This is a genomic window from Ferdinandcohnia sp. Marseille-Q9671, from assembly GCF_976954385.1.
The window spans coordinates 16,041-38,208 of sequence record NZ_CDRJTA010000004.1 but is presented as its reverse complement, the minus strand read 5'-3'; the positions used below and the strand labels follow the sequence as shown (position 1 = coordinate 38,208).

Here is a 22,168-nt window from a genome sequence, read left to right as displayed (position 1 = left end):
TTAGTGAAATAACTCCTATGATTATAACTAAAGATATTAATATCTTCATAACACACCTCACAATATTTCTAATAGAAAACCAAAAAAGGTTATATATAAAGTCATTCAATAAATCATTTTCCAAATAAATTTATTGTATAACAAGAATTCCACCACAAAACCATCCACTTTATCAACAATTAAACCATCCATTCCTCTCTTTAATAGATTAGTTTTATTTACCCTCTTATTCAAAGCATTATTTATCAACAAATTCCATATGACCAGCCGTAAAAATAAACGAGTAAATAACTGACAAAAGACCATCCTCTTAAGCCAGACACAATAATGGTTTAACACTGTCCATGATGATGTGTTGGTTCACTGTCCTTCTATCCCATATTCTGTATAACTTATTTGTTTTTACAGACACTATTAAAAACGGTTGAAGGATATGTTAAGAATGACAGAGCGTCATAATAATTATAACTCCCCAGGTTATGAAAAAATTAAATTGATTCTTAATGAATCTCCCGACTTAAAATGTCGGAAGATTGAAGCTGGACAAGAGGAGATTCATATTATTTTCATGAAGAATTTAATTAAGCCAGAGATTCTAAATGAATATGTCATTAAATACACGGAAGAACTTTCTGTAGAATTCTTACATTACACCTATTTAATGAAAAACATACCTATAGAAGAAATAAAGGTAAATATAGAGGCACAAGAGGTAATCTCTTCCCTATTAAGTGGATTTGCTTATATTTATTTCTTAGACGAAAAAAAGGGATTCATGGTGAACTGCGCAAATCCCATTGAAAGATCTATTGAGAAAGCAGAAACAGAATCGTTAGTATATGGCCCTAAAATTTCGTTTACCGAATCAATAACTTCTAACGTTAAGATAATAAGACAAAATCTAAAAGATAAGAATTTGTGCACGGATGAAATAAAAATTGGGGAACGTGTTCAAAAGCAAGTAAGAATTGTATATATAAAAGATATTGCGAACGATGACACTCTTCAGACACTTAAGGACAGGATTAATCATTTAAAAACGGAAAATATAATTGACAGTTCCGTTTTGGCTCAATGCCTAGAAGATAATCATTACTCTTTACTTCCGCAATTTATTTTAACAGAGCTTCCCGATCGGTTCATCTATTCGATTTTAAACGGAAGAATTGGAGTTTTTATAGATGGTAGCCCAGTAGCCATTATTGGGCCAGCTAATTTTTTTTCATTTTTCGAATCAACAGAAGATATCTATTTGAGATGGTCTCTAAGTACATTTATTCGTTTTATACGATTATTTGCTATGGTAGGTTCTCTATTTTTAACAGCCATATATGTGGCTACCATGACTTATCATTTTGAACTTATACCATCTAAATTGTTAATTATCATTGGACAATCACGTTCACAAGTTCCTTTTCCTCCCTTATTAGAAGCACTCTTACTAGAATTTTTAATTGAGCTACTTAGAGAAGCTGGGGCCCGCCTTCCTACAAAAGTAGGACAAACAATGGGAATTGTAGGAGGAATTGTCATTGGCCAAGCAACGGTTGAGGCAGGGTTAACTAGTAATATTTTAATTATCATTGTTGCATTTAGTGCATTAGGGGCATCTTCGGCACCTATTTATGAAATGGGGACTGCTGTCAGAATTGCTAGATTTCCAATCATTATTTTAGCAGGTGTTTGGGGGTTAAACGGAATCATTGTCGGTATATGTATTCTAATGGTTCACTTGTTAAAATTAACTTCTTTAAATAAACCTTATCTTGCACCTCTATTTCCGCTAATAATGAAAGATTTTCAGTATTTTTTAATACGTCTCCCCCATCATTTTTATATGAGACGACCGTTAGTAAATCGACCAAAAGACTTTATTCGCCTAAAGGAGCGATTAAAAAACCCAACAGATTTAGATGAATTTTGAGGTGCAAAATGAAATCAAATATACGTTTTGTTAACGCATTTATGGCATTTTTTATCATACACACGTCGCAAATTGGTATGGGGATTCTTGGAGTTCCAAGAATTATGTATCTAGAATCAAGAAAAGATGCTTGGATATCCATTTTACTTTCTGGTTTATTCGTTAGCTTAATTACATGGTTAATGATATCTATCCTAAATAAAAATGAAGGTGGTACTTTATTCGAAATTCATGAACATATATTTGGACGTTTGATTGGTAGTATTTTAAACTTCCTTATTGTCATTTACTATATTGCCGTCCATTATTCGATTTCCATTAGTTATGTCGAGTTGTCACTAACATGGGGATATGAAGGAGTCTATGAATGGGTCGGGGTATTGGCTTTATTAATGATAACCCTTTATGCTGTATCAGGCGGATTTAGGGTAGTTACAGGTGTTTCCTTTTTATCCTTTTTATTGACTATATGGCTGCTATTTATTGTTTACCAACCACTTAAAACCATAAACTTGACTAGGATTTTACCTATAATGACGACAACTCCTTCAGAAATTATGAAAGGCGTTTTCAAGAGCAGTTATACAATGTTAGGTTTCGAGACGTTGCTTTTTATTTTTCCATTTATAAAGGAGAAAAATAAACTTCAACTTTTTAGTCAAATAGCAGTCTGGTTTACAACCATTCTTGTTTTAATAATAACTGTAGTTTCTATCTTGTTTTTTAGCGCTAAAGAATTAGAGAAGAGTGTATGGCCTGTTGTCAGCATGATTAGCACAGTCCATTTTCCATTTATTGAACGCTTTGAATTTGTTGCGGTTTCATTATGGATTTTAGTTATTTTCCCAAACCTATGCATCACTCTATATATTTCATCCAAGGGTATTAAACAAATTTTTCATATAAAACAAAAACATGGAATATGGCTCATCTCCATTATCCTTTTTATCTGCAGTTTTTTTATTACTAAAAGAGTAGATAATAATTATTTTTTTGATCAAATTGGCAAAACTGGATTTTTCCTCTGGTTTATCTATCCGATTTTCTTGTATGTAATCATCTTTATAAGAACAAAAATCAATACTCGTTCTAGACGGAGTTGAAAGAATGAAAAAAATTATTATTCTGCTGTGTTCTCTTCTTTGTACTGCATGCATGGCCCCTGAAAAAATAATAGAAATGCAAGGAATTTCAACGATTATTGGTTATGACTTGCTTGATGACAATACCTACAAAGGCACTATCAGTTTGTTACAATTTGACCGAAAAGAAGAAAAGACCAGTGTAACCCTTTCAGCTGAAGGAACGACTAGTAAACAAATCAGACAAAAACTAGAAGAACAAACAAGCCATGACATTTCGTCTGGTCAATTAAGGACCATACTGTTTAATAAAAACATGGCGGAAACAGTAGGAATTACTTCTTTTCTGGATACAATGCAACGAGATAGTAGTATCAGTTCTTTAATCTTTTTGGCCATTACTGATAATGCTGAGGAGACAATTAACAATTCAAACTATGAAGAATATCCCGAAATGGGATCCTATATCTATCAACTATTGGATAAACACGAGAAGAAAGAAATGTTAGTCAACGCCAACCTACATGATTTTATAACTACACTAAATGAAATTGGTATCGATCCTACACTCCCCATTATTAAAAATGCAAATGGGGTAGCACCTTCTATAGGTGGTGTTGCATTATTCAAAGATGATAAAATTGTGGGGTCTATTTCGTTGATAAACACCTTTTACCTAAAATTATTCACAAATAATAAGGCATTTTTAGGTGATATAACTGTAGAGATTGCTGCTGAAGAACTAGAGAAAAGGGGGATGACAAAACTCAACCTTCCTAAGAGTGATATTTATAAGATTACACTCCATCCAATAAAGTACAAAGGAAACATTGAAATAAAGAACGAAGAATTTGTTCATTTAAATGCAACGATATCCGTTTCAACATTAGAATTTCAACCCACTACTTCTTTGAAAAATAAAGACTCACTAAACAAAATGGAGCAACTAATTAGTGAAGCCCTAAACAAAGACTTTGGATATATACTTGAGGAATTAAAAAATTTAAATACGGATCCCATTGGCATTGGAAGAAAAATAAGAAGTTTTAGAAGATATTCCCATTTAAATGATGGAGATTTAAGACTAAATTATTCAACACTAAAGATAAAACCAAATATAAAGGTAGAAATTGAGCGAACTGGATCAGTTGATTAATGATTTAAATTGGAGGAAAAAACTTTGGAAGAAGTTAAAATTGGATTACTGACGATCAAAGTCATCGTTGGTTTTGCAACTTTATTTTTTATCATTATTTTAACAGGCAGAACATCCATCTATCAGTTAACCCCGTTTCACTTAGTTTTTGTGTTAGTACTTGGAGATTTTTTAGGAAATACCATTTATGAAGATAAGGTAGGGATTTTTCATTTTTTATATGCCATCGGATTGTGGACGTTTCTTATGTTGGGAATAGAGTTTATGACTCTAAAAAATAAATCGACACGTTCACTCTTATTAGGCAATCCTAACATCATCATTCGAGATGGTGTTATGGACAGAAAGTTACTTACAAAGAACAAATTGGATGTAAATCAAGTATTGAGTATACTCCGTCAAAATAATGTCTTTTCAGTTCGCGAAGTCAAATACGGTATATTGGAAGCTAATGGGCAAATAAGTTTATTATTAAAATCCAAGTATCAAAAACCAGACAAGCAAGATCTCAATCTTCCAGAAAGTCCAGTAGACCTCCCAACATCGTTAATTATAGATGGGGAAATCTTATGGGATAATTTACATGAACTCGGATTTGATCAACAGTGGTTAGATAACCAATTAACTACCAATGGATATGATAATGTAAAGCGAATACTTTACGCAGATTGGCGAGAGAGTGAAGGCTTACATGTAAGTCCTAAATAAAAATTTGTTAGGATAGGAGCACATCAATTTTCTTGGTGAATATAATGTGGATTTAAAAAAAGATGAACCAGAGAATCCGTTTTAGGCACCACCTGTTTATCAGATGGGGCCTGTTTTACATACTTGGTGAGAAATATTGGGTCAGGGGGACAGGTTCCTTGTCCCAATAAAATGGGTCAAAGGGACAGGTCCCTTGACCCAAAAAGGATGGAGAATCTCCATCCTTTTTTATTACGCTCTATTAAGCTTAAGCTACATCTTTATTTACTTTCTTATCTTTTGCACGATTATATTTAGGGAATCCGATTAGTATTGCAATAATCCCACATACCAAAAGAGCAATTGGATAAAAGGAATATGGGAGAATACTAATTGGTGAAATAGCTGCTAAACCTGATGCCACAAGCATTTGTCCACCATACGGAACAAGGCCTTGCCAACTACTTGAAAAAATATCAAGGATACTTGCTGATTTTCTTGGGTCAATATCATACTCATCTGCAATATTTTTTGCTAACGGACCAGCAATAATAATCGAAATCGTGTTATTCGCAGTTGCTAAATCAGTTGCACTAACCAAACCAGCAATGCCAAACTCGGCACCTTTTTTCGATTTGATTTTACTAGTTACAAAGTTTAATAACCATTGTATACCGCCATTATGCTGAATAATTCCAATCATACCACCAATTAAAATCGCAACAATCGCTAAATCTTCCATATTTATGATTCCTTGAGAGACAGCTTTGATAAATCCAGCCATTGTATAAGAACCATCAAGTAAACCAATGATTCCTGCAAAAATTGTTCCTCCAAGAAGTACAATTAGAACATTGATCCCAGCTAATGCAGCAATAAGTACAGCAAGATAAGGTACTACCTTTACTAATTCATATGAATAATCTCCTAGTGTATCTATATTGCTTCCCATAGTAACAATCCAAAGAATGAGGGCGGTCACGATAACTCCAGGTAAAACAATTAAAAAGTTCGTTTTAAATTTATCACTCATTTTCGTATGTTGAGTCCTAGCTGCCGCAATTGTTGTATCAGAAATCATGGAGAGGTTATCACCAAACATTGCCCCACCAATTACTGTTGCCATCGCTAAAGTAATAGGTATTCCAGTTTGCTCTGCAATACCGATTCCGATTGGAGCTAGTGCAGCAACCGTCCCCATGGATGTTCCCATCGATATGGAAATGAAACATCCCACAATAAACAAACCAACCATTAAAAGATTACTAGGTATTAAAGTTAACCCCATATTTACAGTTGCTTCAACTGCACCCATGCCTTTAGCCGTTTCAGCAAATGCACCAGCTAGAACAAAGATAATAGCCATTAATATGATGTTGGAATGGCCCGCTCCCTTTGTAAACACATCAATTTTTTTCGATAATTTTTCTTTTCTGTTCATTCCTAGTGCTAGAGCAGAAGCAATAATAATCGCAACATTTAAGGGCATGTTTGAAAAGTCTCCAGAAATAATTCCTGTACCTACAAATAGTAAAACAAATATTAGTAACGGAAGTAGTGCATATAAGCTTCCTTTATTTACATTACTCATTTAAAAATCATCCTTTTCTATTTGATCCTTTAGGAAACAAGTTTAGTTCATCGTCATTCCACCAGTAACATTGATACCTTGCCCGGTCATATAATCTGAATATGTTGAAGCCAAAAACACAACAACATTTGCAATATCTTTCGGTGTAGCTGTTCTACCTAATGGAACTTGAGAATAGTCCTCCTGCTCAATCAAATCAGCATTTAGCCCCCTAAGGTTTCCCCCAATTACTCTTTCACGGCGCTTCATATCCGTTTCTACAATTCCAGGACAAACGGCATTTACATTAATATGATCTTGAGCCAACTCGATCGCCATAACCTTAGTAAATCCTAATACAGCATGTTTCGAAGCAACATAACTCCCCATTAATCTGTATCCATTTTTCCCAGCCTGTGAAGAAATATTGATGATTTTCCCACCTTGACCTTGTGCTTTCAAGAATCGCGCAACGAATTGGCTACATAGGTAAACGCCTTTTGCATTTACGTCCATTACTCGGTCCCAGTCCTTCTCCTTTATGTCAATCGCATAATCCATCGTAGAAATTCCAGCATTATTCACCAGAATATCCAACCTACCAAAATGATCAATCACTTGTTGTACAATCTCTTCCACTTGATCACTTTGTGTTACATCTGTTTTTATGTACAATATACTTTCATCCGAAATTTTCAAATCCAGTTCTTGATCAATGACAGCTACCTTGGCTCCACACTCTAAAAATGCATCAACAATACCTTTTCCAATTCCTTGAGCACCACCTGTAACAATCGCAACTTTCCCTGTTAAGTCCATAACATACATGCCTTAAACCTCCCTATGAACAAATACACTTTTCTTTTCCTGTCTATCTTCTAATCTAATGTTCTTTCAATTACTCACGGCGCGCCTTACTAGTAAGGATATTTCCTACTGATGGTGTAGTTTTAACAACAATGACTAGAATGGCCACTAACAGATAAGTTGAAATTAATTTTCTATATTTTATATTCGCATGTGAATACTTGGTTTTTAAGCTATACTATTATATGTATTTTATTCTTATGCCACAAAAAATCTATAAAATGCGAACACCACTACTGGTGTTCGCTATATACCTTAACCCCAAATCTCTTTAGAAATATCAACAATATATTTTAATTTTGCCCATTGCTCTTCTTCAGTTAATATATTTCCATGATGTGTAGAGGCAAATCCACATTGTGGACTAATACATAATTGCTCTAATGGCACATATTGAGTTGCTTCCTTCACTCTAGCAATTACGTTTTCCTTATCTTCTAAAGTACCATGCTTTGATGTAAAAACACCTAGCACTACTTGTGGGCCACCATTTGGAATGTATTCCAATGGTTTGAAATCCCCAGAACGATCGTCATCATATTCTAAGAAAAATCCATTTACTTTTTCTTTTGCAAATAAAGTTGGAGCTATTTTCGCATAACTACCTTCAAATGCCCAGGTAGATCGGTAATTTCCACGGCAAAGATGGGTAGTCACAATTAAGTCTTCAGGTTTATCCTCTAGTACACCATTCGCTACACGCAATGCTAACTCAATTAATTCTTCACGAGAATATCCACTATCATTAAACGGAATTTCCGGTGCATTGAGACCTGCAATGTATACATCATCTAATTGTAGGTATCGACAACCTGCATCATAAAAGGCTTGAATTGCATTGCGGTATGCCTTGATAATGTCATTTGCATAGTCTTCAATATCTGGATAGATTTCTAGATTGCGAATTCCTGCATTAAACAACTGATTTGGACTAGGGATTGTTTGTTTAGCTACAGCACGATTTCCAACAATTTCTTTAAATTCTATAAAATCTTTTACATGTGGATGCTCCGGGTTAAATGATATCTTCCCGATTACACGTACATCATATCTTTCCGTTTCCTCACCTTTGAATGAAAAGCCGTGATCTGGTACGTACCCTTCTACCCCGTTTAAGTGCTCTAAAAAGTCGGTGTGCCAAAACCTACGACGAAACTCTCCGTCAGAAACAGCTTGCAAGCCAACCTCGATCTGCTTATCCACTATTTTAGTAATTTCCTCTGTTTCGATATTATGTAGTTCCTCAGCCGTAATCGTACCAACTTGGAAATCCCTTCTAGCAATATGTATTCTCTCAGGTCGTAATAAACTTCCTACGTGATCTGCCCTAAATGGTGCTTTAACTAATGTTTTTGTCAATTGAATCTCTCCTTAGTATCATTTTTGGGGTTCACCGGGTGGGTCACGGGGACAGGTACCTTGTCCCACTTCTACTTTTGGGTCACGGAACCTGTCCCTCTGACCCACGAGACAAGGTGACCGTCTCTTACGTCCCTGCAACACAAAAACCCCTCTTCTAAAAGATAAGAAGAGGGGTTAAATTGACAAAGTAAGATACCTGCTCTTCTTATCTTCTAGCTTAAAGCTACTGGAATTGGCACAGTACTAGTAAAAGTCCGCTGCCGAGGTATCAATGGGCCAGTCCCTCCACCTCTCTGGATAAGAAAATTTCGATTATTAAGTTATAAGCTTCACTATACGCTTCGAAAATTTGTATGTCAATAAAATTTTTGGAAGTGCAGGAAATTTGCTCCAAGCAAAAAAGTGACTGTCCCATTTATCTCTCCAAATCTCAATTTTAGTGAATCTAAGTTCTTCTCACTTCAAACTGTATACTCAAGTTTAAGGGCCTCTTTTCAAATAATATTAATACTCTCTAATCTTTCCATCTTCCTTTGATTCATCAACTAGAGCCCTGAAATCATGTCCAGAAGGATTCTGGAATAAGCGAAGTCCAAACTCTGGCGCTACAGCAAAGAGATGATCAAAAATATCAGCTTGAATTGTTTCATACACGTCCCATCTTATATCATTTGTGAAGGCATAAATTTCGATTGGGAGTCCATGCTCTGTAGGTGCTAACTGACGAACCATTAAGGTCATACCTTTATGTATCCCGTGGTGATGTTGAAGGTAATTGCTAATATACGCACGAAATACACCTATATTCGTAAGAGCTCTCCCATTTACAGGATTGCTTCGGTCAATTTCATTTTTACTATTGTACTCTTCAATTTCATTTTCCCTATAGGTAATATAATCTGAAAGATAATGGATCTTTTTAAACTTCTCAATCATTTCGTCCGAACAAAAAGTAATGCTATTTTTATCAATAAATAAGGATCGTTTAATTCTTCGCCCTCCGGAGGTTTGCATCCCTCTCCAATTGATAAATGAATCAGATATCATCGCATAACTCGGGATTGTCGTAATCGTTTTATCAAAATTTTGCACCTTCACTGTATTTAAAGAGATATCTATAATGTCTCCGTCTGCCCCATATTTCGGCATTTCTATCCAGTCGCCGACCCGAACCATATCATTCGAAGTCAACTGAATCCCTGCAACAAGTCCTAATAATGAATCTTTGAATACTAACATAAAAACAGCGGAAAGTGCTCCGATCCCACTAAGGAGAATAAGCGGACTCTCTCCCATAAGGTTTGCGATAATCAGAATAACCCCAAGTGTTATGATGATGATTTTCACAACTTGAACGTACCCTTTTATAGGTCTAGTCTTCGATATTTCATAGGTTTGATAAATATCGTTAGCTGCATCTAGTAAGCTGTTGATAACAAGTAATCCCACGAGAATTATATAAATATTTGCTCCCATTACAATCAAGTTTTCATAATTCGGAAACGTTCCAGCAAACTGATGAATGATAATTGCAGGAACAATATGTGATAGCCTTCGAAAAACCTTTCTCTCTAACAGCATGTCATCCCACGTAAATTTGGATTTTGTTACAATCCGACTAATAATTCTGATGATAACCTGTTTAGTAATAAAATTTGCTAGAACACAGATTAATGCAATAAAAAGAATCATGATTATAACAGAAAGATACCTAGCCAATGTAGGATCCATATCATAGTCTAACAAAAAGTTGTTGATGTATTTCATATGCCCCTCCAGTGTATGTAGTATGATGTAGTATGTTTATATGCACAATACACGTGCTTGCAATATGTCCTATTATATCAGAACTGGTATATCAATACCTGATTCATTTGGATGGGAAATTTCAAGAATTTATACAATAAAAATACCTGAGCCCCACTGCAGTACATTCACTACAATGAAGCTCAGGCATAAGTTTTGGGACAGGGAACCTGTCCCTCTGACCCACCGGAAGGAGGCAATCCGACTAGATACTTTCTTGTTTTAATCCGTCGATTATATTTTCTTTTTTTATTTTTTGTATGGAATAGAGCATTGCTAAGCCCACGATAACGAAAATGATTACGACTACGAATATGATACTTAGCCATGGAAGTGTAAATCCATACTCGAACGTCTGCCCGAGTGACAAGTAGATCAAATACATGACACCTAAGCTTATTGGAAGTCCGTATAGTAATGATTTGACACCATAAAATATGCTTTCGTAATTGATCATCTTGTTAAAGCCTTTTGGAGTCATTCCTACTGAGCGCAGCATTGCAAATTCACGTTTTCGAAGTGTGATGCTTGTTGAGATTGTATTAAAGATATTCGCAACTGAAATTAATGAAATCAACGCGATAAATCCATAGGTAAAGACTTGCATTAAAAGGACTAACTGTTCTTGTTCCTGCTTTCTTTGATAGACATTATATACATGTGTTGAGGAGTTCGTCACTTTATCTAATTCTTCCTGTGTTCCCAATGGGTCTGAACTATTCATGTATAACTCAGTTTGAACTTCACTTTTTGCCCTCTCATTATTCGAGACAATCTTATTTAATACATCCTCTGAAACAATTATATCTAAGCCACCTAATCTACTCGTAGTAACACCCATCGGCAGCTCTTTCGTTAATGCTGCAATTTCAATTTTATTTAAAAATTGTTCCTCTATTTCTTCACCTTCGTAAACCACTGAATTCAACTCAATTGAATTCCCTACATTTGTATGAATTGACTTCGTTTCAACAAATTTACCTAACTCATAATCCTGGTAAGAGATATGATCGATTACAATCGCAGCAGGTGTATCTACATTCTCAAATTTTTCAATATCTGCGCCCACTTTTTTGACATAGTCATTAAAACTAGTCTGATCTAAACCATATATTCTTACGTAATAATTAAATTTACCATCCTGTAACAAAGCTGGTTCAGCTTTAGCTTGTTTTAGCAATTCGTTTGGAAGTTGGTCTACTTCTATCCAAGTGCTTAAATACGCTGTTTGAACAATACTGGAATCTGTTACATACTTAAGTTTGGTAAGTGGTTGAAGATCTTCTTTGCCCATGTTATCACCAATCACTTGAATATCAAAACTAATGTTTTCCTGGGATAATTCAAGTGACTTTTTAAGATTATCTGTAAAAAAGGAAACGGTCAAAAATAGTACGATACTAATCACAAGGGAGAAAACAGTCGCTTGATATCTCTTTTTATTACGTTTTAAGTTCTTTAAACCAATCTCCGCTTCCATTCCAAAGAATTTGCGAACCATCTTTGATGTTTTTACTGCTTTTCTTGACAATTTAATATCCTGTGTTTGACGAATAGCATCAATTGCAGACACCTTGGAGGCTCTTCTTGCAGGTACATAGGTTGATATAAAGATGGTTACAATTGAGATTACACACGCAACAAATAACGAAGCAGGTGTAATAATAACCTCTAGTTTTGCTGAAACATTCAACGCTTTACCAAGAAAAGAATTAATGAATGAGAAGGTTATCCCAATTCCCACTATACCTGAAATGATTCCAATCGGAATACTGATTGCACCTATTACAGCTCCTTCAAAAAAGACAGAGTTACGCTTTTGTTTTTTTGTTGCCCCTACACTTGATAACATCCCTAAGTGTCTAGCTCGCTCTGATACGCTGATTGCAAAAGCATTGTATATTAACGCAACCGAGCCAATGATAATTACTGCCATGATAATCCCTGCTAGAGAAAATAATGTCATGCGTAGGCTATCGTTATCAGTTACACCATAGTACCTTAATAATTCTTTGTTATAGGAAATGGATTCAATTCCGTTTTTCTCTGCGAGTGTTTCTGAATGTTTATATAAAGAGCTCTTTACTTTTTTTAATACGACTACTGCGTCTACAGTTTCATTTGCACCAAGTTCTTTTTCATCTACATATTTAATAACTGTATAACCCGGCGACCATGTCGGTTCCCAAGTCGGACGTTTAACCGTCCCTACTATAGTAAATGTCTGAGTAGTATGGGGTTTAAATTCTTCGGCTACATTTCCATTTTCGTCTGTATTCAGAGGAAAGTTCTGACCAAGGGGTGCTTCTTCTCCCTCTGCCCATCTTTCACCAATCTCAACTGTCAGTTGATCACCGATGTTATATATTACTTTGGCGTTACTTCCAATTTCTTCTGAAATGACAACTTCATTACTCGAAAAAGGTAGTCGTCCCTCTTTTAACTCGATAGGAAAGTTTTGGAAACCAGCTGTATTATATTCCTTAAGGAACATATAGGGCTTTCCATTATTTTCAGACCCCTCTAGTGGTGAATATCCAAGATCATTGGCGAGTATTACTTCTTTTGTTTGACTATCTTTATCAATAGCTTCTATTTGTTCCGTGTTTACATTATTGTACTTAACATGCCATTCCCCATTCGATGCAATTTCTTCTCGAATGAGTAGGTTCAAAAACGATACCCCAAGTGTTGCAACGGCTGTTATCATTGCAACTGAGATGATGACACCAATAATCGTTACAAGCGTTCTTCGTTTGTTCTCCTTAAGGTGCCGAATTGTTAATTTATTGATGATGTTCATGGACGAATCACCTCGTCCTTAGCGATCTTTCCGTCCTCAATTGAAATGACTCGATCTGCCTGAAGAGCAATTCGATCATCATGTGTAATCACTAGTAAGGTTTGATTAAAGGTTTTATTAAACATTTTTAATAACTCAATGATTTCGCTACTATTTTTGCTATCCAAGTTACCAGTCGGTTCATCCGCTAGCATAATGGCTGGATTACTAATAAGTGCACGTCCGATAGATACCCGTTGCTGCTGCCCACCTGAAAGCTGGTTTGGCAAATGAGTCAAACGGTTTTCTAAGCCAAGAATTCTAACAACATCAGCAAACTGCTTAGGATCAACCTTATGTTCATCTAGTAACATGGGAAGTGTGATGTTTTCTTCTACTGTCAAAATAGGAATTAAGTTATAAAACTGATAGATAAGCCCAATTTGTCTTCTTCTAAATATCGCCAATTGTGTTTCGTTAAGGTCATAGATATCCGTATTGTCGATAAGAACCTTACCACTTGATGGACGATCTACCCCTCCAAGTAAATGCAATAACGTCGATTTCCCTGAACCAGATGGCCCAATGATCGCAACAAATTCTCCCTTTTTCACTGAAAATGACACATTATCAAGTGCCTTAACAGCCGTTTCACCTTTTCCGTACACCTTAGACAGATTTTCAATTTGTAATATATTCATTTCATAACCTCCATAATTTCGATGTTACACTCAGTATATCTGCCTAAAATGACTATTAAGTGACTCCAAAGTGACAATTTATTCACTTTAAGTGGGACACGGGGACAGGTTCCTTGTCCCACCTGGGACAGCGAACCTGTCCCTTTGACCCAGTTTATTTATAAAACTTAATCATAAATGTAGTGCCTGTCCCAATTTCGCTCTTCACTTCGATGTCGCCCTGTTGATTTTTAATAATGCTGTAGGCCATTGCTAGACCAATACCAACACTATCCTCGCCTGCATTTTTCCCTTTATAAAAGCGTTTAAAAATATACGGCAAATCTTCTTTCCCAATTCCCTTGCCATTATCAGAAATGATAAACTCGGTAAAAAGTGCATTCTCTGAGAACGTAATCGAGATTGTTCCACCATGCTGTGTATGCTCCACACAGTTTTTTAAGATATTAAGCAATGCCTCTGCCGTCCAGTTAAAATCACCAAGAAAAGAGACTTCTTTTTCTCCGCTAATCTTTACATTCTGTTCTTTAATGTCCATTGGAACAAGCACAGGCTGTATCGCCCGCTCAATCAATTCGGCTACATAGATTTTGTCCTTTTTAAAGAGTACAGTACCTGCGTCAATTTTTGAAAGCTTTAATAATGAAGATACAAGCCATTCAATCCGTTCTAGTTGAACCCGAATGTTATTTGTAAATTCGGCCCGCTTTGAATCCTCTAACTTCGCATCCCTTAATAAATCGGCCATTACCATCATGGATGTAAGTGGTGTTTTTAGTTGATGGGAGATGTCTGAAATAGCATTTGTTAACTTTACCTTATCCTCCTGAAGAAGTGCGCTATGCTCAGATAATTTTAATGTCACCTTATAGATATCACTCTTTAAAATGCTGAGTTCTCCCTCATAGTTATCTCTTACATCTAGGCTGTAATCTCCACTTGAGATCTTGCGCAGATAGCCAGAAAGCTTTTCAATTTCTTGATATCTCCATCTAGTAAAAAGTAAACTACACATAATTAATAAAGTACTAATTAGAAAAACAAATATTGAAACTTGTAGTGAAAACAAGAAAAAAGCTACCAAAATTGCAACGAGAGATATTCCAAGTAACATAGTTAAAAAAAGTTGTATTTCTCGGTTACGTATCAAATTAGTCACCAACCTTATAGCCCATACCGCGAACTGTCTTTATAATTCTTGGGCTTTGTGGTTCATTCTCAAGCTTTTCTCGTAATCTTTTTATGTAGACTGTAAGTGTATTATCGTTCACAAAATCACCTGCTACATCCCATATCCGATCAAGCAATTGTGTTCGTGTAAGGACTTGTCCTATATGATTGGCAAAAATCAATAAGAGGCGGTACTCTAACGCTGTCAGTAAAACCTCTTCTCCATTTTTATAAACCTTTCCTTCTAGCGTATTAATTCGGATGTTTTCTATTTCAATATTATTCTTCGGTAGTGTTGTAGTTTGCTTATTATATCGCCGTAGCACAGATTTAATCCTTGAAAGAAGCTCACGTATCCTGAACGGTTTTGTAATATAATCATCTGCTCCCATATCAAGCCCCATTACTACATTCACTTCATCATCAAGTGCAGTTAAGAATATAACAGGTTTATCACTTTGCTTCTTCACAAGCTCACATAACTCATAGCCACTTCCATCAGGTAAGGATAAATCAAATAAACACAGATCTATTCCAGACAATTCCTTTGCAATGATTTTCTTTGCATCTTCCGCATTATGACAAACCACCGTCTCATATTCATCCTGTTTCAATGAATAATCTAATCCAGATGCTATCGTTTTATCATCCTCAACAAGTAAAATTTTCATAGTGACACCTTTTTCTCATTTATTTACATACAATGTACTAGATTATTTTATCAAAATCCTTATGAAAACATATAAGAAAAGGAAATCTTCTCATTCATCTATATCCCATATCTAAACATACATACTGCGTATATACTTCGATCGTTCAATATTCATGTGTTAGAATTGCTAAGGTTAAAGCTAGCAATGCAATAAGATGCTAGACGGTTCTAGAATCAGCGTTATTATAAGAACAAATTTCATTAAAGTTTTGTAAAAAAAAAGTAGCAAGAGATCAACCTTAGGTTTTTCTCTTGCTGCTTTTTAATAACTCTTTATTATAAAATTTTCTTCTATCAACATGTGGAACCTTAAAGATTGATTCAACTTTTAAGCTCTAAAGTGAAAGGGATAGCTTCCATATGCATGCATCAACTACTTCATTCATGCAATAGATTTATTTTGATTTGTTTCATCTTTCGTCTTTACCAAAATGTTTTCCAGCTCTTCTAATGAACGCCCTTTTGTTTCAGGGATAAACTTCCATACAAAGATTGCTGAAAGAAGGCTCATAATTCCGTAGAAGGAATATGTGAGTCCACCGCTAAACTCCATCATTGCCGGGTATGTGGACGAAATGAAATAGTTTGCAGCCCATTGTGCTGCTACAGCAATCGCTACAGCCTGACCCCTGATTTTGTTAGGGAAGATTTCTGCAAGAAGCACCCATACCACAGGACCCCAAGACATCATAAACGATGCTGTATAAATAATAATGAAAATCAAGGTACCAATTCCGATTGCATTTGTAAAAGACATACTAGCTACACCAAACATCCCAATTGTCATACCTATTGAACCAATAATTAATAAAGGTTTACGTCCAAATTTGTCAACGGTGAAGATGGCAATTAGTGTGAATACCACATTAACTAACCCCATGATAATCGTCTGAAACATGGAAGCATCTCTTCCCGCACCCATACTTTCAAATATTCGTGGTGCATAATATAGGGCTACATTGATTCCAACGAACTGCTGGAAGACTGATAACAGAATCCCCACTATAACAATCGCTTTACCGAATGAGAAAAGTTTTGATTTAGTATTATTATTATCAAAGGATGACTTGATTTCTATCAGAGTTGCTTTTGCAACTGCTTTCTCATACAGTCTATTTAGAACTGAAATCGCCTTGTCATCTTGGTTCTTTAACACTAGATAACGTGGTGTTTCAGGGACTGTAAATAATAGGACAAGAAATAGAGCTGCTGGAATAATCTCTGAAAGGAACATATAGCGCCAACCGATATCATTTATCCATTCAATTGTTTGTCCATTCGCAATTCCCCAGTTTACAAAATACACCACAAGCATACCAAAGATAATAGCAAATTGGTTTAATGATACCAATGTGCCTCGAATTTTTGGCGGTGCCATTTCCCCAATATACATTGGTGATACAGCTGAAGCAAGTCCTACCCCGATCCCACCAATAATTCTATAAATATTAAAAGTAATTAATAGACTCATTGTCGGCTCGCCTTTTGTGAAAAATAAAAATTCAGGGTATGCTGAACCGAACGCAGATACAATAAATAAGACAGCTGCTACAACAAGCGAATATTTCCTTCCAATTTTTGATGAAAAGTAACCGGATACAAAACCACCAATAATACAACCTATTAAAGCACTTGATACAGTGATTCCATGAACAAGTGAGCTAAGCCCTAGACTATCAGTAAAGTATTTTTGAAGAGCCCCTTCCGCTCCTGAAATTACGGCTGTATCATAGCCAAATAACAAGCCCCCAAGAGTTGCTACTAGGGTGATTAACACAATTGATAATGTACTATTTTTTTTCATAATCTTATAGAAAGAGACTGCCCTCTTTCTTCCCCCTCTCTTCCTTTGAAAAGGATTCTATTTGATAACCCTTACAAATATGATTTATACCAGTTACCTACCCAAACACTCATTGAGGTATTACCTTCAGAATTAGTGTCGCTTACATTATGTTTCAGGGTAACTAACATTTCATTTCTATGTAATTACATTATCATGTAAACGCAATCTTGGTTTCGCTTTCATCTGCACTATCTTGTTACTTTCTAGACAATCTTGTTTTTATCGGATAATTACGACCTACTATACATTCTGGCAAAGAAAAACAACGACCACTTAGTGAGCGTTGTTTAGCTTTGAAATTTCGATCGATATTCACTTGGGCTTATTCCAAATTCCTTTTTAAACACCCTGCTAAAATAATTCGGATCTTTATAGCCGATAGTTAGTGCGATTTCCTTTAATGACAGACGTCGTACTAATAGCTCTTTTGCTTTTTCTAATCTCGTATTTGTCAAATACTCGATAATCGTAACGTGATACCTCTCTTTAAATAACTTACTTAAATAAAAGGAACTGATCCCAATTTGTTCAGCAATCTCGTCTAAGGAAATAGATTTATCATAATTTTTATCTATGTATTCTTTTGCCTGTAAAAGCAGTGTTTGTATTCCATTTGAACGATATTCTGCCAAACCTTCGATTATCATGAGGAGATGTGTTTTGGCTGCTTCCTTTATTTGCATTGTAGTACCATACTGCCCTAAGCTTGTTTCAATATCCTCATCAAACCCTAGTTCGTTTATGTATCGTGATAATACAATAAAGAAATTTTCCATTGCCTTATGGATTTTTCCTACCTGATAATCTGTGGCCTGTTCAATCGATTGAAAATATAACTCAAACATATGTAAGCTCTTTTGGCTGTCACCTTTTTTCACGGCATCCACTAGCTCCTTCTCAATTTCAAAAGGAACTAATTCCTTGCGTTTTTGTTTCATTCGTTCATTAAATACCATATAGGATCCACTTGGTTGAGTATAAACAAGTTCTAACGAATCAATTGCTTCTTTGTAGGATGTAGAAAATTGGTTTACATCCGTTACGATACTCCCAACCCCTGCTAATAAGCGACTTGTTTCTAAACCTTTTTGTACTTGGTGAATAATAACTCTAGCAAAACTTTCTCTTATTTCGTAATCTTTATGTTCGTTTTCTGTTAGTAATCTTAACACTGGTACTTGGAAGCCTGTCAAAGGACCAACTAGACAATGGGAGTAGTGGTCGTGAATTGCTTGTTTCAATTCTCGATACCAGTCCCTTTTTTCATCCCTACTAGGAATCGGATTATCTGATTCAAATGTGAAAACAGCAACAAAGCCTTGCTTATCCTCGAGGTCTAACCATTCTTCCCAATCCTCCTGGTTAAACTCATGAACGTGATCCATAATGAGCGACACGATAAACTCTATTTCAATAAAGGAACTTGCCCTTTCAAGACGTCGATTGATTTGCGTGGTTTCACTTTCCTTTTTCTTTTCACTTTCAATTTCACTGACTGTACGATCATAAGCCTCTATCACTTCAGACAATTTACTTGGCTTTACTAAATACTCCTTAATGCCGTATTTCATCGCTTCACGTGCATAATCAAACGTATCGAAAGCTGAAACCATAATAAATTTTGTGTGCGGAAGGACAGGTAGGATCCTTTTTATCGCTTCTAACCCATCAAACTCAGGCATTTTTATATCCATAAATATTATATCCGGCTGGTGTAAAATAGCTAAATCTACTGCTTGTTTTCCCGTCTTAGCCTCAGCAATAATTTCGAAATTGTTTCGCTTTTTACTAAGCATCAACTTAAGTCCTTCTCTTTCTAGCTGTTCATCATCCACTAGAATGATTTTCACCATAAATACCCCCCCCTTACTAGTTACATTCGTTTAAGTTTAATTCGCACGGTAGTTCCTTCACCAATAGTAGAGATTATCTCCACACTGCTCTCTTTTTGAAACAAAGCAAGACGGTTGATCACATTCCTCATTCCGATACCAGTTGAATGTCCCATTCCTGTCTTTGTTATAGTCCCTTCATTCTCCTCGTCTGTATTCAGCAAGCGTTGTTGGGTTTCTTGGTCCATTCCTACTCCATTATCTTTGACCTCAATACAAACCATTTCGTTATCTTCATAAATACGTAGTTCAATTATTGCACCCTCAACCATATCCTCAATTCCATGGATAAATGCGTTTTCAACAATCGGTTGGAGAGTTAAAGCTGGTATTGGAATAGGTAAGCATGTTGAATCAATGTCTTCTACAAATTCCACTCGATCCCCAAACCGTGTCTGTTGGATAAAAAAGTATTCCCTTACAATGTTCACTTCGTCCTTCAATGTCGTATGTCGATCAAGGTTCCCGATATTGTATCGGAGCAAGGTTGAGATAGATGAAATTAGTTCACTAGTACGTTCCGCTCCCTCTATAAAAGCCGTTTTGGAAATTGTGTTCAATGTATTAAATAGGAAATGCGGATTGATCTGATTTTGTAGGCTCTTTAATTCCATTTCCTTTAATAATTGAGCCATCCTTGCTTTTTCTTTTATCTCACTCATTGATTCACGTATATTTCTTTTCATTTCATTAAACGTCTTCGTTAAAAACCAAAGTTCGTCCTTGCCAGAAACGATAACATCTTCTACCGTATATCGCCTTGCAGAAATTTCTTGAGCTGCAAGGGTAAGTCTATCAATGGTTCTAGTTATTCCATTAGAAAACCACAAAGCAAATAACATACTTAATAGAATAATGGCACTAAGAATGGTAATACCCATTTTTTTTGTATAAGTAATCTTTTTATCCATTAGCTTTGATATTGCTTGATAGTTTGTAAGTTCTTTATTTATTAATTCCAGCGTTTCCTCATGAATATAAGTTGAGGTCATATTCGCTTCTTTAATAAAAAGTGAATATGTCTCAATGTCCTGTTCCTCAACAGCTTCGACTGTCCTATTTGTTTGTTCGAGAAAACTGATCATTGTATGTAAAAAATTTTTCTTTGCTACATTTATCTCTTTCGAATCCTTAAATTTTTGCTGCAGCCTCATTAGTTGTTTCTTATTTTCTTGAAAATCAGACAGGTTTTCCGGTAAAGGTTCATTTACGTATATTTGTAAGGTATCAAAGGTTTGACTTGTCTCTTTCGAAATCTCATTTAAGAGTAATAAATACGCATCGTTTTCCTTATAAAGCTCCATGACTCTCTGATTACTTTGATCACGAACAAAAAATAAAATAACCAATAAAAATAGGATAGTTGTAAAGAAAATGAGTAATTTCGTCCTAATTCTAATCATGTGGAACCACCATTCTTCCTGCTTCTGATTGGATAGAAGAGTTACGTATGATAGAAGAATTGGTATGTAAAACTTCTTGAATCTGGGTACCATTCATAAGGTCGAACATTCTTTCCACACTTACATATCCCATTTCATAAGGATGTTGTTGTACAATTGCATCAATGTCACCATTACGCAATAATTCCAGGTTTTCACCGATAGGATCAAAGGTAATGACATAGATATCATCTTGCTTTTGTAAAGATTTAGCTGCAGACACGATTCCTATCCCATTGTAAGAACTTGTTCCATAGAAGGCTGTAATATTCTTATGCTCTAGTAACATGTTATACGCTTTTTCTTCTGCTTCCACTCTTGTAATCTTTGATTCATTAATGGCAACAATCTCTATCCCATCTTCTTTTTCCACAACATCTTTAAATCCTTGTACGCGCTGACGGTGATGGGGATTATCTAAACTAGGAGTGATGATACCAACAGTAGCTTTCCCATTCGTATCCTCTACTAACGCTTTCCCAGCTAATTGACCCGCTACATAATTATCTGATCCGATATATGCATGTCGCATACTTTCGGGAGAATCAGTATCAATTGTTATAACTGGAATACCCTGACGCTCCGATTTGTTAATCAGTTCAGTAAATTCTTCATTGAGGCCTTGTACAATAATTCCATCTACTCTCGATTTAATCGCTTTATCAAAAAGCTTCAATTGCTCTTCTGGATTAGATCTTTCAGGACCTACATATTCAATGAAAATATCATATTTTTTCTCAGCGTCCTTTGCCCCTTCTTCAATTAATCTCCAATAATCATGCTTCAGTTCCTCAACAATTAAGACAAAATGATACTTCGGTAAATGCGTGTCAGAAGAAATCGCTTCCTCCATTTCTTGAGTATACCTTTGTATTTGATTATAAAAGTAAACAGAGAAGCCCACTGCTGTAACAAAAGACAAAATCAGTATGGTATATATAAAAGTTCTCCGCTTCATACTGCCCCCTTGATTGTTTATGTTGTAAGAAACATTATATCATCATAGCTTTTTGTACAAAAATAAACACTCTCAATCCCAATCTAAAATCCACCTATGGCTTTTTATTCCTACTTATCCTGATGCAACTAATGCACATAAATATCCGCAAAAATGCCCTCAAAACCAATACGTTAACGTAACGTATGTATTGAGGGCATTTCTCTCACCA

The 22,168-nt window shown here is 35.5% G+C and carries 16 protein-coding genes and 1 riboswitch; of the genes, 4 read left to right on the top strand and 12 right to left on the bottom strand.

Features of this window, described 5'->3' with window-relative positions; all coding sequences use genetic code 11:
* The first annotated feature begins 442 nt into the window (after positions 1–442).
* From ACWNMY_RS15510 to ACWNMY_RS15495, 4 genes are read left to right on the top strand one after another with little or no spacing between them, the layout of a single operon-like run.
* Positions 443–1,924 carry a spore germination protein gene (locus ACWNMY_RS15510; RefSeq protein WP_449539165.1) on the top strand — a complete coding sequence of 494 codons (1,482 nt, stop codon included), beginning with the start codon at positions 443–445 and terminating at the stop codon, positions 1,922–1,924.
* Between the two features lie 8 nt (positions 1,925–1,932).
* A complete protein-coding gene (locus tag ACWNMY_RS15505; protein ID WP_449539164.1) occupies positions 1,933–3,027 on the top strand; it encodes a GerAB/ArcD/ProY family transporter in 1,095 nt (364 codons plus the stop codon).
* 4 nt (positions 3,028–3,031) lie between these two features.
* Positions 3,032–4,162, top strand: coding sequence for a Ger(x)C family spore germination protein (locus tag ACWNMY_RS15500; protein WP_449539163.1), 1,131 nt, complete (start codon positions 3,032–3,034; stop codon positions 4,160–4,162).
* 24 nt (positions 4,163–4,186) lie between these two features.
* Complete coding sequence (locus tag ACWNMY_RS15495) at positions 4,187–4,870, top strand: DUF421 domain-containing protein (RefSeq protein WP_449539162.1); 684 nt, start codon at positions 4,187–4,189, stop codon at positions 4,868–4,870.
* Positions 4,871–5,117: 247 nt separating this feature from the next.
* On the opposite strand, the gene ACWNMY_RS15490 is transcribed toward ACWNMY_RS15495, so the two are convergent.
* The 12 genes from ACWNMY_RS15490 to ACWNMY_RS15435 form a co-directional block, all read right to left on the bottom strand.
* Positions 5,118–6,440, bottom strand: a complete 1,323-nt coding sequence (locus ACWNMY_RS15490) for a Na+/H+ antiporter NhaC family protein (protein ID WP_449539161.1) — start codon at positions 6,438–6,440, stop codon at positions 5,118–5,120.
* A gap of 42 nt (positions 6,441–6,482) precedes the next feature.
* Entirely contained in the window at positions 6,483–7,247 is a 765-nt protein-coding gene (locus ACWNMY_RS15485) for an SDR family NAD(P)-dependent oxidoreductase (protein ID WP_449539160.1), read from the bottom strand.
* A 294-nt stretch (positions 7,248–7,541) separates the two neighbouring features.
* Entirely contained in the window at positions 7,542–8,645 is a 1,104-nt protein-coding gene (locus tag ACWNMY_RS15480) for a 5-methyltetrahydropteroyltriglutamate--homocysteine S-methyltransferase (RefSeq protein ID WP_449539159.1), read from the bottom strand.
* A gap of 205 nt (positions 8,646–8,850) precedes the next feature.
* A riboswitch (SAM riboswitch) is annotated at positions 8,851–8,952 on the bottom strand.
* Between the two features lie 200 nt (positions 8,953–9,152).
* On the bottom strand, positions 9,153–10,415 hold the full coding sequence (locus ACWNMY_RS15475) for a mechanosensitive ion channel family protein (RefSeq protein ID WP_449539158.1): 1,263 nt from the start codon (positions 10,413–10,415) through the stop codon (positions 9,153–9,155).
* 244 nt (positions 10,416–10,659) lie between these two features.
* Entirely contained in the window at positions 10,660–13,257 is a 2,598-nt protein-coding gene (locus ACWNMY_RS15470; protein ID WP_449539157.1) for an ABC transporter permease, read from the bottom strand.
* Positions 13,254–13,937 (bottom strand): ABC transporter ATP-binding protein, encoded by a 684-nt coding sequence (locus ACWNMY_RS15465; protein WP_449539156.1) that lies wholly within the window; start codon positions 13,935–13,937, stop codon positions 13,254–13,256. Before ACWNMY_RS15465 ends, ACWNMY_RS15470 begins: the two co-directional genes overlap by 4 nt.
* Positions 13,938–14,091: 154 nt before the next feature.
* Positions 14,092–15,087, bottom strand: a complete 996-nt coding sequence (locus tag ACWNMY_RS15460) for a sensor histidine kinase (protein WP_449539155.1) — start codon at positions 15,085–15,087, stop codon at positions 14,092–14,094.
* 1 nt (position 15,088) lies between these two features.
* Complete coding sequence (locus ACWNMY_RS15455) at positions 15,089–15,778, bottom strand: response regulator transcription factor (RefSeq protein WP_449539154.1); 690 nt, start codon at positions 15,776–15,778, stop codon at positions 15,089–15,091.
* A gap of 423 nt (positions 15,779–16,201) precedes the next feature.
* A complete protein-coding gene (gene xylE, locus ACWNMY_RS15450; RefSeq protein WP_449539153.1) occupies positions 16,202–17,623 on the bottom strand; it encodes a D-xylose transporter XylE in 1,422 nt (473 codons plus the stop codon).
* A gap of 329 nt (positions 17,624–17,952) precedes the next feature.
* On the bottom strand, positions 17,953–19,518 hold the full coding sequence (locus ACWNMY_RS15445) for a response regulator (protein ID WP_449539152.1): 1,566 nt from the start codon (positions 19,516–19,518) through the stop codon (positions 17,953–17,955).
* A 20-nt stretch (positions 19,519–19,538) separates the two neighbouring features.
* Positions 19,539–20,960 carry a sensor histidine kinase gene (locus tag ACWNMY_RS15440; protein WP_449539151.1) on the bottom strand — a complete coding sequence of 474 codons (1,422 nt, stop codon included), beginning with the start codon at positions 20,958–20,960 and terminating at the stop codon, positions 19,539–19,541.
* Positions 20,953–21,957: a sugar-binding protein gene (locus ACWNMY_RS15435; protein ID WP_449539150.1), complete on the bottom strand. Its 1,005-nt coding sequence runs from the start codon at positions 21,955–21,957 to the stop codon at positions 20,953–20,955. Before ACWNMY_RS15435 ends, ACWNMY_RS15440 begins: the two co-directional genes overlap by 8 nt.
* Positions 21,958–22,168 lie beyond the last annotated feature (211 nt).